Raw genomic sequence first — 13,357 nt, forward strand, 5'->3', positions numbered from 1 at the left:
ATCCCATTTCAGAGTCAGGAGTGGTTAGATAATGGAACTAACTACAGATGTGGCGGTAGGCCAGGTTGTCAAGTCTAAGTCCGGAAGGGACAAGGGCAGGATTTTTCTAGTTTTAGAAATTGTGGATGACAAAATGGTATTAATAGTTGATGGAAAGCTTAGGGGCATTGAAAGACCAAAGCTAAAGAAGATCAAACATTTAATGCTCTATAATGATATCCATGCGGATTTTATAGATGATTCTATCCCTGCAAGCATGAATAATGCGGTAATACGCGAATGCTTGAGACCTTATCAAACAGACAGTACTAAAGGAGGTTTATAAATGTCCAAGAAGGACGTAATAGAAGTAGAAGGCGTCGTCGAAGATGCACTTCCAAATACTATATTTAAAGTTAGATTAGATAATGGCCATGAAATTATTGCTCATATTTCAGGTAAGCTAAGGATGAACTACATCAGAATACTACCTGGAGACAGAGTAGTTGTTGAACTTTCTCCTTATGACCTTACAAAAGGTAGAATTACCTGGAGAAACAAGTAGCGAGGAGGATATTAATGAAGGTAAAACCATCAGTAAAGAAAATGTGCGAAAAGTGCAAAATCATCAGACGTAAAGGTAGAGTAATGGTGATTTGCAATAATCCTAAACATAAACAAAAACAAGGTTAAGATAAACATGGAGGTGTAAAATTGGCTAGATTAGCAGGCGTTGACTTACCCAGAGAAAAAAGAGCTGAAATTGGGCTCACTTATATATTCGGAATAGGTAGATCAAGAGCAAATATGATCTTAAAAGATGCCGGAGTAAATCCCGACACCAGAATCAAAGATCTTACCGAAGCTGAACTACAAGCGATCAGAGATCAGCTTGATCATTATCAAATAGAAGGGGACCTACGTAGAGAGGTTTCCATGAATATAAAAAGACTTAGAGAGATTAACTGTTACAGAGGAATGAGACATAAAAGAGGACTTCCTGTAAGAGGACAAAACACTAAAAACAATGCCAGAACCAGAAAAGGTCCAAAGAAACTGGCAGCTAAAAACAAGTAAGGGAGGTAGAAAGATTGGTAGCAAAAGCTAAAAAAGCGACAACTCGTGTAAGAAGACGAGAGAGAAAGAATATTGAAAGAGGACAAGCTCATATCGTTTCTACTTTTAACAATACCATGGTCACATTATCAGACCTAAACGGTAATGTTATTTCCTGGGCCAGTGCAGGACAATTAGGTTTCAGAGGAAGTAGAAAATCAACTCCATACGCTGCTCAAGAAGCTGCACAAGAAGCAGCTAAGAAAGCAATGGAGCATGGCTTAAAAAGCGTAGAAGTATACGTCAAAGGTCCAGGATCTGGAAGAGAGGCAGCAATAAGATCACTTCAAGCATCCGGTCTTGAGATTAACATGATTAAAGATGTTACTCCAATTCCTCATAATGGATGTAGACCACCTAAGAGAAGAAGAGTTTAATTGGAGGTAGAATAGATAATGGCTAGACATACAGGACCTGTCTGCAAACAATGTAGACGTGAAGGACTAAAATTATTCCTTAAAGGCGATAAATGTTATATAGATAAATGCCCGATAAATTCAAGAAACTTTGCTCCGGGACAACATGGACAAAGTAGAAAGAAACTTACTGAATACGGGTTACAGCTTAGAGAAAAACAAAAAGTTAAAAGATTTTACGGAATTTCAGAAAGTCAAATGGCAAAATACTTCCATATGGCTGACAAAATGAAGGGAATTACAGGTGAAAACTTATTAACTACCCTTGAAACTAGACTAGACAATGTAGTTTACAGAATGGGATTTGCAAACTCTAGAGCAGAAGCAAGACAATTGGTAGTACATGGACACTTTACAGTTAACGGTAAAAAAGTAGATATTCCATCTTACCTATGCTCTAATGGCGATGAAATTGCCGTTAAAGCAAAAAGTCAAGAAAACGGAAAATTCAAAGTAGTAATTGAAAATTCCGGCAATACTGTTAACTGGGTAAATGTTAATCAAGAGGACATGAAAGGAACCATAGTAGCTGATCCTACAAGAGAAGATATCGACTTACCAATCGAAGAACATCTAATCGTAGAGCTTTATTCTAAGTAATAAGCTAAAAGTATCGGTTACCCTCAAGAACATACCTTTAAAAAGGAGGGTCATGGTTATATGCCAGAAGAACTAAATACTAAAATTGAGATTTTAGATATTATTGAAGAAGATAACTATGCAAAATTTGCAGTGTCACCACTTGACCGAGGTTATGGAACAACACTTGGAAACAGTTTAAGAAGAGTACTTCTTTCGACATTCCCTGGAGCGGCCATATCCAAAATAATGATTCAAGATGTTTTACACGAATTTTCTACAATACCGGGAGTTATTGAAGATGTTTCTGAAATAATTCTAAACATAAAAGGAGTTGCACTTAAGATGCACTCTAAGGGACCGGTTAGATTGACTTTAGATGTACAAGGACCTAAGACTGTAACTGCCGGTGATATATCAGAAGACGCAGATGTTGAAATCGTTAATAAAGATCACCACATTGCAACTCTTAGCGATACAGGAAGAATCTACATGGAACTGGAAGTAGTTCAAGGTAAAGGCTACAGCATTTCCGAGCAGCATAAAGACGACGAAGATCCTATAGGAACAATCCCTATAGATGCCTCCTTTACACCGGTAGAAAAAGTTAACTTCTCAGTTGAAAACTGTAGAGTAGGTCAGGTAATTGACTATGACAGATTGATTCTTGAAGTTTGGACCAATGGGACCATGACAGCACAAGAAGTCACTGCTCATGGAGCAGGAATCTTAATAGACTATCTGAGCTTATTCACCGAACTTCCAAACTACTCCTTAGAAGAGGAAGTTGAAGAAGAAACGGAAGAAGTAGATTTTACGAAACAGTTGGCAATTAATATCGAAGACTTAGACCTCTCACTAAGAAGCTTTAACTGCCTAAAGAGAGCAGGTATCCATACAGTTGGAGATATTGTTGAAAAAACTGAATCAGAAATGAGTAAGATTAAAAACTTCGGTAAGAAGTCACTTACAGAAGTTAAAAACAAAATCGAAGGATTCGGACTAGGATTTAAAGAAGAAGAATAATACTGATAAGTCCGACTTGTTATAAACTCTTTATCGGAAGGAGGAGACTACATGGCAAATCTTAGAAAGCTCGGTAGAAGGAGCGATCATAGAAACTCAATGCTAAGAAACCAAGTTCAATCACTATTTGAAAATGGTAAAATAGAAACTACAGTCACTAGAGCAAAAGAAACAAAGCGTATGGCTGAAAAAATGATAACTCTTGGCAAAAGAGGAGATCTTCATTCAAGAAGACGTGCTTATGCCTATATCTATCGAGACGAAATAGTAGATAAATTATTCAGTGAAATCGCCCCAAAATACAGTGACAGAAACGGTGGTTATACAAGAATATTAAAACTTGGACCTCGTAGAGGTGACGGTAGTGAGATGGCTATTCTTGAATTAGTATAGAGTAGTGGGCGGAAAGATTCCGCCCTTTTTATATTTGCCAAAAAGCTTTTGGTAAATATAAAAAGTAAATGTAAAAACAAATGAACATATTTTAATAGGTATCAAATAATTGTGATATAATTTTAAGTAGAATATTTTTGGAAGGAAATAAAATGACTGAAACAAATAATATTATCGTCGTAAAAAATGCCGATTATAAATACAGAACTGATGAGGAAACTTATGTCCATGCACTTAAAGGAGTAAGCCTTGAAATTAAAAGAGGAGAATATGTAGCCGTACTGGGACATAATGGCAGTGGTAAATCAACCCTCGCTAAACTCCTTAATGCGCTCATAATCCCTGAAAGTGGCTCGGTATCCGTTAATGGAATGGATACTAAAAATGAAGCTGATCTTTGGAATATAAGGAAAAGCTGTGGGATGGTATTTCAAAACCCCGATAACCAATTGGTAGCTACAATTGTAGAAGAAGATGTTGCATTCGGACCGGAAAACCTGGGGGTACAGATGCCTGAACTTCGTGAGAGAGTTGACCGATGCCTTGAAATAGTAGAAATGCAGGACTATAAAAGACATTCACCTGCATTACTTTCAGGTGGGCAGAAACAAAGAGTAACAATTGCCGGAATACTTGCAATGTTTCCTGATTGCATTGTACTTGACGAACCCACAGCCATGCTTGATCCAAAAGGTAGAGAAGAAATACTCTCCACAGTAAAAAGACTTAATATAGAAGACAGAAAGACGATAATTAACATAACTCATTATATGGAAGAAGCTGTCCAAGCTGATAGAATTATCGTAATGGATGATGGAGAAATCGCGCTTGAAGGGACTCCAAGAGAAGTATTCTCGAAAGTTGATTTAATGAAAGAACTGGGACTGGATGTGCCGCAGGTAACAGAACTTGCTTTTTTATTGAACAAAAAAGGTTATAAAATACCTGCAGACATACTTACAGTAGATGAATTGGTGGGACTTATATGAAAATAGAACTTAGAGACGTAAATTATATATACAATAAGGGAAAGCCATTTGAAGTATATGCACTAAAAGATATTAACCTGACAATTAATCAGGAAGACTTTATTGGTCTTATCGGCCATACAGGTAGTGGAAAATCTACACTTGTGCAGCATTTAAACGGATTATACAAACCCACCACCGGAAAAGTATTGGTTGGAGATAAAGATATTAGTAAAAAGGGCCCGAATCTTAAAGAAATCAGACAGAAAGTAGGACTAGTCTTCCAGTACCCTGAACACCAACTCTTTGAAGAGACAATATATAAGGACATAGCATATGGACCTATTAATATGGGATTACCAGAAAGTGAAATAGAAGACAGGGTAATAGATGCTATGACACTTGTCGGTCTTAACTATGAGAAAATGAAAGACAAATCACCATTTGAACTCTCCGGAGGACAAAAGAGAAGAGTTGCCATAGCAGGAGTGCTCGCAATGCACCCGAGAATACTGATACTAGATGAGCCTACAGCGGGGCTAGACCCTAAAGGGAGAGATGAAATCCTGGGATATCTGACTCATCTGCACGAAGAAACCGGGATTTGTATAGTACTCGTATCACATAGTATGGAAGATATAGCAAAACTTGCAAATAGAATAATAGTAATGGATGCCGGACAGATTGTCATGGATGGCACACCTAAAGACATATTCGACAAGGAAAAAGAACTGGAGGGCATAGGACTAGGAGTACCACAGATAACTGAATTTATGAAAAGACTCCAAGAAAAGTATCCTGAGCTACCCGATGAGATATTAACGGTAGAAGAAGCCTTCAAAGTACTGGATAATTTTATGGGAGGTAGAGCTGATGTTTAAAGATATGACAATTGGACAATACCTGCCCACAGACAGCATAATTCACAAACTAGATCCTAGGATAAAAATAGGAATCATAGGACTGTTCATGGTGGCAGTATTTTTAGTGAACAGCATCTACCTGTATATACCCATATTTTTAGGACTTATTTTAGTTATGATAGCTGCAAAGATATCACCGAGTTATGTCATTAAAGGAATTAAACCTTTAAGATTTATAATTATACTGACCTTTCTAATCAATGCATTAGTCACTCCTGGAGAAGTGCTGGCGCAATTTTGGATATTTACACTGACAAAAGAAGGTCTTTTAAGAGCAAGTTTTATGGCAATAAGACTAATTCTATTGGTAATGGGCACATCGATGCTGACCTTGACCACATCGCCTATAGAATTAACAGACGGCTTGGAATCCTTATTCAATCCTCTTAAGAGATTTGGTTTCCCTGCACATGAACTGGCAATGATGATGACGATAGCACTTAGATTTATCCCCACACTTATAGAAGAGTCTGATAAGATAATGAAAGCGCAAATGGCAAGAGGTGCGGACTTTGAATCGGGAAATCTAATAGATAGAGCTAAAAACTTAGTACCACTATTAGTACCCCTGTTTATAAACTCGCTTAGAAGAGCTGATGAGCTCGCTACAGCCATGGAAGCAAGATGCTATAGAGGTGGAGAGGGTAGGACGAGATTAAACGAACTAAAGACTACAGGCAAAGACTATGTAGCACTTGTCATCGTAATACTCTATCTAGGAGCGACAATAGCAGTAGGTAGGATTTACCAATTCCAAATATGAAAAACATTAAACTGATCATACAATACGACGGCAGCTTTTATTCAGGTTGGCAAAGACAAGATAATGCAGTCTCCATACAGGAGAAATTGGAAATGGCAATCAAAGAAATCACCGGTGAGGATATTAATTTGATTGGTTCGGGAAGAACCGACAAAGGAGTCCATGCCTATGCACAGGTTGCAAACTTTAGAACTCAGTCCAATATCAGACCTGACAAATTCTACCACTGGATGAAAATGCATCTGCCTGATGATATAAAAGTCATTTCATCTGAAGAAGTGCCTCATGAATTTCACTCCAGATTTGATGCCAAATCCAAGACCTATATATACAAGATTTATAATGATGAAGACCTTCATCCGATTTATAGAAACTACTATGAAGAAATCACGTATAAACTGGATGTTGAAAAAATGCAAGCAGCATCAAAACTACTCATTGGGGAACACGACTTCAGTGGATTTGCAGGGATACTGGAAGAAAAAACCAATCCCATAAGAACACTTGACTCAATAGAAATAAGCCGAAATGGAAAATATATAGATATTGAACTAAAAGCCATGAGCTTTCTCAGAAACCAAGTTAGGATAATAGCAGGAACCCTTGTAGAAGTAGGAAGGGGTAGAAAGTCAGAAAGTGACTTAAAAAAAATCCTGGAAACCGGAGACAGAACACTAGCCGGTCCTACATTAGGCGGAAGAGGACTGTATCTTATGAAAGTAGAGTATTGAATAAAACAAAAAACGGTTCTTTGTCAAATAGTGTTGGTATATAAATTAATCACAAACTATTAATGTCAGGCAGCGTTAGCTGCCTGACGTTTTTTTACACTTACAGTGTCTTTTGGTACTATCATTTTCTTGCAAATTAATATTCGATTCCTAAAATGATAGTACGACCTGTATCCGAAAGCAACTCTTTTTAAACACTTAATAAAATTATTAATACCTTCTAAACATCCATTTGTAACATTGACTTCTAAGCAATTTTTTACGTACTCAAAGTCCTTTAAAAGCGTGTTAATACTAGTTTTCATAGCATCTGATACCTCATCTGAATAATATTCTAAATGTGCCTTTAAGGAGGCAATATCTCCGTTTTCTACATCCTTTAAAAGAATCTGATAACAATCATAAGTATTTAGAAGTGTTTTGTTGACACTAATACTATCCATAACTACATCTCTAGCACTTTTCCATCTTTCAAAATGTATCCACTTTCTAAAACGTGTAGAATTAAGCTTTAAATAAGGCTTTTGTATCAGCTTCCAATACCTTTTTAACCTTTTGTATTCCATAGAATACTTAGAAAAACCATTCATAACTTCTATTCTTGTTTTGTTCAATGCTCTAGATAAGTGGTTAACTATATGGAACTTATCAAATACTATCTTAGCATTAGGGAAAAGATCAGAAATTAGACTAATGTATGGCTGATACATGTCTATACATATACTTTTAACTGATTCTCTAGCACATTCACTAAACCTAGAAAAATAGCGTTTAAGATAGTGTAATTGCCTGTTTTCAACAATATCGATAATATCATGAGTAATAGCATCACAGAAAATAAAGCTCATAGATCCTTTAGCGGTTTTTGTGGATTTAAACTCATCAAAACATAAATGTTCTGGTAAAAACTGATAATTAGGCTTAAACTGTTCAAAAGCTTGATCTACACATTTAGACACCGTAGAATGAGAAACATAATGTAAATTAGCAATATCTTTTTCACTTACTTTCATGGTCAAATTAGTTGTAATATGAGCTTTTACTCTATTAGAAATAAAACAATGCTTTTTAACAATATCAGTTTCAGCTATAAAAGTAGAATTACACTCCTTACATAAAAATCTCTGCTTTTTAAGTCTCAAGAAAGTAGGTTCGCCATTAAAAGGAAGAAGTTTAATATCAGAAGACTTAGTGCCGTGTTTAATAATGCTTGGGCTATGCACGTTACCACAAACGGGACAAACAGAAGCATTATAGGTAAGCCGGCCAAAAATCAAATTGTAAGAGATATTCTTCTTTTTAATCTTCTCGACCTTTTCAAAAATCTCAATATTTTCATCTTTTAAATCTAATAAATTTAAGATATAATTACTAATAGACATAGTGGCCTCCTTATTTTTTTGTTGTAGTGATTAAATTATAAAGGAAATTGGTCACTATGTCTTTATTTTTTAAAAAGAAAATAGTGCCAGCAAAGAAACTAATATTTCTTCACCAACACTATAAATTATAGAGCCCAAAAAACCAAAGCCAAAGTGCATAACTGCTAATTGGGTTTGGTTTTTTTTTTTTAAAAAATTAGTATGGTTTATACAATTAAGGAATGACAGTGGAGTACTCCTCTACGGTGCGGGCTATGTTTATGGTCCACCTGATTATAATGAGGTAGAGGAACTCTCCATTCAAAACTTTCACTATGGATATATTTAAATGAAAACCACAGAACAGATGTACCAGAATCTAGTATCTGAAGATATATTTCTAAAAATAAATAGTTTAAAAAGTATTTTGAAAGGATCTTAACTACGATATTACTATTGGAGCATTAGAAAGTATCAATAATCTTATTCTGTGTTAAGATAATTACTTTTAAATATGGATTATAATTCTATTAAAATCTTTGATAAAGACTAAATTATACAAAAAAGCAAATGTGGAAACCACATCTGCCTCTAGTGATTGTTTTATTCTGTGAAATCAGTTAGGGTATTTATTTTAGTTAATATTATGTACCCTAACTTATTTTGATTCCATTAATTTAATAAGCCTTAATTTTTTACCTATTTTTTATTATGAGAGAATGAAATCTGATTTTTGTAGTTTTCTATGACCTCATTCTTATTTAACAAATAAACTAATTTAAATGTTTTGTAATATATAAACAATTATAACTTGCAAATCAATGAATCTTGATTTCTATATCCTTAGTACTTTTACTTTGTCATACTATTTCTACTCGTAATTTTTTGCAGGAAAAATGTTCCAATAAGCAGAACACCATATATTAGTGGATAAATTAACACTACCTTTCTATCAACTGATGACAACGGATCAGCTTTCAGTTGAATATATGCAATTATTGGATGTACAATCATTGCGATTAAAAGTATGATTCTTATATATTTGTAAATTCTAGTCATTGTTTACTCCTCCAATATAGTCGGAAAACTTGTAAATTCGTAGTTATCATGTACTTTATTACCTTTAATGTAGTTAAAAACCCAATATCAGGCAATACTCTTACAAATTAACTTTCCATTTAAATATCCATTATTATTTTCCCTAACATATTCATTTGCCGAATAGTCATCCCTTATAGAACAATTATTGATATTTTAATAATCATTCTATAGGAATTATCACCATTCTTGTACCTGCATAAGCACCTATTAATCATATTTTACCTCATATTTCATTCTACAAAAGCATCTAAATATTAGCACAATGTATTAATCATTTCCCTATTCATACCTTAGACTCTACGTATTCAGGCATATATAGTCATATTACCCCACTAATCCATTTCTCATCTAAATCAATTAGCATTGCTCAATTAAAAGGTTCATAGATTCATCGTTTGGAAATAAATGTATTACATATTCTCTTATTTCAAAAGCATAAATAAAGCTTTTATTTCTGTATCCAGTGTAATTATATTAAGAGCATGTATATATCTCCGGTTTATTATGTGGTGAAACTATTATACCACAAGAGTTTTGATGGTTTAGATTCTTTATAAATTAATTTACAACATATTATAGACTTTATCTGATTCGCAAATATTATTCTATAAACCAAAAGCATACTATTTTATGAACTTTATCGATATTATAACAATTAATAGATTTTGAAATAAAAACAATGCTTGACAATAAACAAGGCTAGTGTATTATTAATATAACGAGCAATATCAAAAAGATAATATAAGCAATATCAATACAAGATAATAGTGTAGAGGTTTTGGATCAGAAATTAAGGTAGGTGAGATACAATATGAATTTAAAGAAAATGCTAAATATATTTCAAATTTTAATTTCAATTATTTTACTAGTTTTCATTGGACTACAATTCTTTGGGAAAATAAGTTATGCAGATACCAAACATATTTTTTATACTTTATTAATCATTAATCTGATTATTATATCAGCAAATGTAGCGGTAAATAAGGAAAAACAGTTTAAGCTTTCCAATAAATCAACCTTATCTTTGGTTGGACTGACGGCACTATTGATAATTGCAGTACTAGCTTTTTTGTTAATTAACATCTAAGATTAAAAATATCAACTATTTTTGCTAATTGTTCATTTTGATAAAGGGATGAAATATTGAAACATGATATAATACCTATTATGTTTTTATGCTATTTTTAATAAATAAGTTCTGGATTAATATTGTTTCAATAAGTCATAGTTTCAAAAAAATTAGAAGTCAAATACCAAAAAATAAATGCGAAATTTCTATAAAAAGCTTGCATTTTTCTATGGTTAGTATATAATAATAAAGGACCTTTTGAAGGGGTCCTTTTAAGGTGAGAAAGATTTGAGAAGCTTCTAAACTTTTCAAACAAGTAAAACCTTGACCGCCTCGTGGCCGGGGTATGGCGGAATAAAAATCTCGGATCTACAAAAACCGCTTTTACGGCATTAAGCGGAGTCTAAATAGCCGAAAAGTTGAGACTTGTATGAAAAGAATTTAGGAGGGAAAGAAAATGAAATCTTATGTCGCAAGACCAAAAGACATCGAACGTAAGTGGTATGTCATTGATGCTACCGACAAGGTACTAGGAAGACTAGCTACTGAGGTTGCAACACTACTAAGAGGTAAGCATAAGCCTATCTATACACCAACTATAGATACCGGTGATTATGTAATAGTAATCAATGCAGACAAAATCAGACTTACCGGAAACAAATTACAACAAAAAGAGTATGTATACCATACCGGATACCCAGGTGGAAGAAGAGCTATCAGATACGATAAGCTTCTACAATCAAAACCTGAAAAAGCTATTGAATTAGCTGTTAAGGGAATGCTTCCACATACTAAACTTGGCAGAGCTATGTATAGAAAGCTTAGAGTATATGCAGGTGACACTCATCAGCATGAAGCTCAAATGCCTGAAGTTCACGAATTTTAATAAGGAGGAATCTGGATATGGCACAATTTATCGGAACTGGTAGAAGAAAGACCTCTGTTGCCAGAGTAAGACTATTACCGGGTAATGGAAAAATAACTATTAATAATAAAGACATTGAAGATTACTTTGCGTTTGATACGTTAAAAGTAATTGCTAAATCTCCACTTGAGATTACAGATAATTTAGATAAATTTGACGTTTTTGTAAATGTTAACGGTGGTGGATTTACAGGACAAGCAGGAGCTATTAGACACGGAATTGCTAGAGCACTTCTTCAAGCAGATGATGAGTTTAGACCAACTTTAAAAAGAGCAGGATTCTTAACTAGAGATCCTCGTAAAAAAGAAAGAAAGAAATATGGTCTTAAAAAAGCTAGAAAGAGCCCACAATTCAGCAAGAGATAGTATACAAAACGGCAGAGTATTCTGTCGTTTTTTGTTTTCACTAATAAAGAAAACTAATATATAAATAAGTACAACTTATATTTAAAGAATGATTTACATTAATGCACGGCATTTGGAGATGATGATATGAAAATTCTGCATGTATTGGCACAACTGCCTTCTAAGACGGGCAGTGGAGTTTATTTTAACAATGTAATAAAAGGTTTAAAGAACAAGTACGAACAGGCTTGTATCTTCGGTTATCAGGAAGATTTTTACTATGATATAATCTCAGAACAGTTTCAGTATGCAGTAGAGTTTAAAACCGAGCAATTGCCTTTTAATATAGTTGGAATGAGCGATATCATGCCTTATGACCATACCAGATATTGTGATTTAACTGAAGAGATGCAAGAGGATTGGATTAATGCATTTTCAAAAACCTTAAAAATGGCTCTTGAAGAGTTTAATCCCGATATTATAATATGTCATCATTTGTGGATGCTTACTTCACTGGTCATTGACATAGCAGAAGACAAAGTGTTAATAGGCGTATGTCATGGTACTGATATAAGACAATGTGAAAAAAATCCCCAATTAAAAGAGAAGTATATAGTCAATATTCATAAGCTTGATACTGTCTTTGCACTTTCCAAAGATCAGGTAGACGACATCCATAGAACATATAGGATACCCACCGAAAAGATAAAGGTAATCGGCGGGGGTTATGATGGGAATATTTTCTTTCATCCTGTTCAAAAACAAGACAGTGAAGAAATCAGTTTGGTATATGCGGGAAAATTAGCAAAAGCTAAGGGCGTATACGAGATGATTAGTGCAATAGAGTTATTAGATGCAAAGTATAATATAAAACTGATTGTAGTAGGGGCAAGAGACAAAGCACATATGGAAGAATTCAGCTCCGAGCTTGCCGGGATAAAAAATACAGAAATTCATAGTATAATTAGTCAAGTAGAGCTAGCTGAAATTTTTAGGAAATCAGATATTTTTATACTGCCATCCTATTTTGAAGGCTTGGGACTTGTCGCGATAGAAGCTTTGGCTTCGGGAATGAGAGTCGTTTCGAGCAGAATCGAAGGCTTAATTAATAATCTCGGAGATGATGTAATTCGTAGTGGTATTATTAAAATCGTGGATTTACCTAGACTCTATAATGTAGATAAACCATATGTAGAAGATATTCCTAAGTATATCGTAAATCTAAGTAGAGCAATTGAGAAACAGATTGAAAACATAAAGAATGATAATAAGATTCCTACTGAAATTTACAAACTAATTGATAAACACTCCTGGGCAAATATAGTCAAGGAGATAGATGATGAAATAGGTGCATATATAAGATAATCTAATATATAATCAGGATTGATAAAATAATCTAATTGTACAAAACAGATTTCCTAATATATAATAAATACGGTAAATACTGACGATACAGTAATACCTATTCATATCCAAGCATACTTTTCGCTCATATGATATTGCACAATAAAATGGAATAGAAAGAAAAAGCAAAGCTATGGCCTAAACTTTGGAAGAGTTTTGCTTTAAAGATTCTATGCCACTGTTAGCGGTACAAAAGAATATGAAAGATTAGACTTACTATTGTACCGGGCAACGAGATTCGTTGCCTAATTTTTTTAGG

18 protein-coding genes are annotated in these 13,357 nt (G+C 34.1%); 15 read left to right on the forward strand and 3 right to left on the reverse strand.

Features of this window, described 5'->3' with window-relative positions; all coding sequences use genetic code 11:
* Positions 1-31 precede the first annotated feature (31 nt).
* The 12 genes from VZL98_03470 (at position 32) to truA (ending at position 6,894) form a co-directional block, all read left to right on the forward strand.
* Entirely contained in the window at positions 32-325 is a 294-nt protein-coding gene (locus VZL98_03470; GenBank protein WVH64029.1) for a KOW domain-containing RNA-binding protein, read from the forward strand.
* A complete protein-coding gene (gene infA, locus VZL98_03475; protein ID WVH64030.1) occupies positions 326-544 on the forward strand; it encodes a translation initiation factor IF-1 in 219 nt (72 codons plus the stop codon).
* Positions 545-558: 14 nt separating this feature from the next.
* The gene (gene rpmJ / locus VZL98_03480) at positions 559-672 is read left to right on the forward strand and encodes a 50S ribosomal protein L36 (GenBank protein ID WVH64031.1); all 114 of its coding nucleotides are present in this window, start codon (positions 559-561) and stop codon (positions 670-672) included.
* A gap of 21 nt (positions 673-693) precedes the next feature.
* Positions 694-1,056, forward strand: coding sequence for a 30S ribosomal protein S13 (gene rpsM / locus VZL98_03485; GenBank protein WVH64032.1), 363 nt, complete (start codon positions 694-696; stop codon positions 1,054-1,056).
* Between the two features lie 14 nt (positions 1,057-1,070).
* Entirely contained in the window at positions 1,071-1,472 is a 402-nt protein-coding gene (rpsK, locus tag VZL98_03490) for a 30S ribosomal protein S11 (GenBank protein ID WVH64033.1), read from the forward strand.
* An 18-nt stretch (positions 1,473-1,490) separates the two neighbouring features.
* Positions 1,491-2,111 (forward strand): 30S ribosomal protein S4, encoded by a 621-nt coding sequence (rpsD, locus tag VZL98_03495; protein ID WVH64034.1) that lies wholly within the window; start codon positions 1,491-1,493, stop codon positions 2,109-2,111.
* Between the two features lie 60 nt (positions 2,112-2,171).
* Positions 2,172-3,116: a DNA-directed RNA polymerase subunit alpha gene (locus tag VZL98_03500; protein WVH64035.1), complete on the forward strand. Its 945-nt coding sequence runs from the start codon at positions 2,172-2,174 to the stop codon at positions 3,114-3,116.
* Positions 3,117-3,167: 51 nt separating this feature from the next.
* On the forward strand, positions 3,168-3,509 hold the full coding sequence (gene rplQ, locus VZL98_03505) for a 50S ribosomal protein L17 (GenBank protein ID WVH64036.1): 342 nt from the start codon (positions 3,168-3,170) through the stop codon (positions 3,507-3,509).
* Between the two features lie 152 nt (positions 3,510-3,661).
* A complete protein-coding gene (locus VZL98_03510; protein WVH64037.1) occupies positions 3,662-4,498 on the forward strand; it encodes an energy-coupling factor transporter ATPase in 837 nt (278 codons plus the stop codon).
* Positions 4,495-5,358: an energy-coupling factor transporter ATPase gene (locus VZL98_03515; GenBank protein ID WVH64038.1), complete on the forward strand. Its 864-nt coding sequence runs from the start codon at positions 4,495-4,497 to the stop codon at positions 5,356-5,358. Before VZL98_03510 ends, VZL98_03515 begins: the two co-directional genes overlap by 4 nt.
* Positions 5,351-6,163: an energy-coupling factor transporter transmembrane component T gene (locus VZL98_03520; GenBank protein ID WVH64039.1), complete on the forward strand. Its 813-nt coding sequence runs from the start codon at positions 5,351-5,353 to the stop codon at positions 6,161-6,163. The genes VZL98_03515 and VZL98_03520 overlap by 8 nt, the downstream gene beginning before the upstream one ends.
* Positions 6,160-6,894 (forward strand): tRNA pseudouridine(38-40) synthase TruA, encoded by a 735-nt coding sequence (truA, locus tag VZL98_03525; GenBank protein ID WVH64040.1) that lies wholly within the window; start codon positions 6,160-6,162, stop codon positions 6,892-6,894. Before VZL98_03520 ends, truA begins: the two co-directional genes overlap by 4 nt.
* A 65-nt stretch (positions 6,895-6,959) precedes the next feature.
* Here truA and VZL98_03530 read toward each other — a convergent pair whose 3' ends face one another.
* The 3 genes from VZL98_03530 to VZL98_03540 all read right to left on the reverse strand — a co-directional run bounded on the left by VZL98_03530 (position 6,960) and on the right by VZL98_03540 (position 10,439).
* Positions 6,960-8,276 (reverse strand): ISL3 family transposase, encoded by a 1,317-nt coding sequence (locus VZL98_03530; GenBank protein ID WVH64041.1) that lies wholly within the window; start codon positions 8,274-8,276, stop codon positions 6,960-6,962.
* A gap of 831 nt (positions 8,277-9,107) precedes the next feature.
* On the reverse strand, positions 9,108-9,314 hold the full coding sequence (locus VZL98_03535; GenBank protein WVH64042.1) for a hypothetical protein: 207 nt from the start codon (positions 9,312-9,314) through the stop codon (positions 9,108-9,110).
* A 969-nt stretch (positions 9,315-10,283) separates the two neighbouring features.
* A complete protein-coding gene (locus VZL98_03540) occupies positions 10,284-10,439 on the reverse strand; it encodes a hypothetical protein (protein ID WVH64043.1) in 156 nt (51 codons plus the stop codon).
* 443 nt (positions 10,440-10,882) lie between these two features.
* Between VZL98_03540 and rplM the strand changes: the two genes are divergently transcribed.
* The 3 genes from rplM (at position 10,883) to VZL98_03555 (ending at position 13,059) form a co-directional block, all read left to right on the forward strand.
* Positions 10,883-11,311 (forward strand): 50S ribosomal protein L13, encoded by a 429-nt coding sequence (gene rplM, locus VZL98_03545; protein ID WVH64044.1) that lies wholly within the window; start codon positions 10,883-10,885, stop codon positions 11,309-11,311.
* Between the two features lie 17 nt (positions 11,312-11,328).
* Positions 11,329-11,715 (forward strand): 30S ribosomal protein S9, encoded by a 387-nt coding sequence (rpsI, locus tag VZL98_03550; protein ID WVH64045.1) that lies wholly within the window; start codon positions 11,329-11,331, stop codon positions 11,713-11,715.
* A 126-nt stretch (positions 11,716-11,841) separates the two neighbouring features.
* Positions 11,842-13,059, forward strand: coding sequence for a glycosyltransferase family 4 protein (locus VZL98_03555; protein ID WVH64046.1), 1,218 nt, complete (start codon positions 11,842-11,844; stop codon positions 13,057-13,059).
* The last annotated feature ends 298 nt before the right edge of the window (positions 13,060-13,357 follow it).

This window comes from Peptoniphilaceae bacterium AMB_02 (assembly GCA_036321625.1).
Lineage (GTDB): Bacteria > Bacillota > Clostridia > Tissierellales > Peptoniphilaceae > Microaceticoccus > Microaceticoccus formicicus.

What these genes read in the sequence shown, in the direction of transcription:
- VZL98_03470 (WVH64029.1), top strand. Translation starts at nt 32, where the DNA reads ATGGAACTAACTACAGATGTGGCGGTAGGCCAGGTTGTCAAGTCTAAG.
- infA (WVH64030.1), top strand. Translation starts at nt 326, where the DNA reads ATGTCCAAGAAGGACGTAATAGAAGTAGAAGGCGTCGTCGAAGATGCA.
- rpmJ (WVH64031.1), top strand. Translation starts at nt 559, where the DNA reads ATGAAGGTAAAACCATCAGTAAAGAAAATGTGCGAAAAGTGCAAAATC.
- rpsD (WVH64034.1), top strand. Translation starts at nt 1,491, where the DNA reads ATGGCTAGACATACAGGACCTGTCTGCAAACAATGTAGACGTGAAGGA.
- VZL98_03500 (WVH64035.1), top strand. Translation starts at nt 2,172, where the DNA reads ATGCCAGAAGAACTAAATACTAAAATTGAGATTTTAGATATTATTGAA.
- rplQ (WVH64036.1), top strand. Translation starts at nt 3,168, where the DNA reads ATGGCAAATCTTAGAAAGCTCGGTAGAAGGAGCGATCATAGAAACTCA.
- VZL98_03510 (WVH64037.1), top strand. Translation starts at nt 3,662, where the DNA reads ATGACTGAAACAAATAATATTATCGTCGTAAAAAATGCCGATTATAAA.
- VZL98_03515 (WVH64038.1), top strand. Translation starts at nt 4,495, where the DNA reads ATGAAAATAGAACTTAGAGACGTAAATTATATATACAATAAGGGAAAG.
- VZL98_03520 (WVH64039.1), top strand. Translation starts at nt 5,351, where the DNA reads ATGTTTAAAGATATGACAATTGGACAATACCTGCCCACAGACAGCATA.
- truA (WVH64040.1), top strand. Translation starts at nt 6,160, where the DNA reads ATGAAAAACATTAAACTGATCATACAATACGACGGCAGCTTTTATTCA.
- VZL98_03530 (WVH64041.1), bottom strand. Translation starts at nt 8,276, where the DNA reads ATGTCTATTAGTAATTATATCTTAAATTTATTAGATTTAAAAGATGAA.
- VZL98_03535 (WVH64042.1), bottom strand. Translation starts at nt 9,314, where the DNA reads ATGACTAGAATTTACAAATATATAAGAATCATACTTTTAATCGCAATG.
- VZL98_03540 (WVH64043.1), bottom strand. Translation starts at nt 10,439, where the DNA reads ATGTTAATTAACAAAAAAGCTAGTACTGCAATTATCAATAGTGCCGTC.
- rplM (WVH64044.1), top strand. Translation starts at nt 10,883, where the DNA reads ATGAAATCTTATGTCGCAAGACCAAAAGACATCGAACGTAAGTGGTAT.
- rpsI (WVH64045.1), top strand. Translation starts at nt 11,329, where the DNA reads ATGGCACAATTTATCGGAACTGGTAGAAGAAAGACCTCTGTTGCCAGA.
- VZL98_03555 (WVH64046.1), top strand. Translation starts at nt 11,842, where the DNA reads ATGAAAATTCTGCATGTATTGGCACAACTGCCTTCTAAGACGGGCAGT.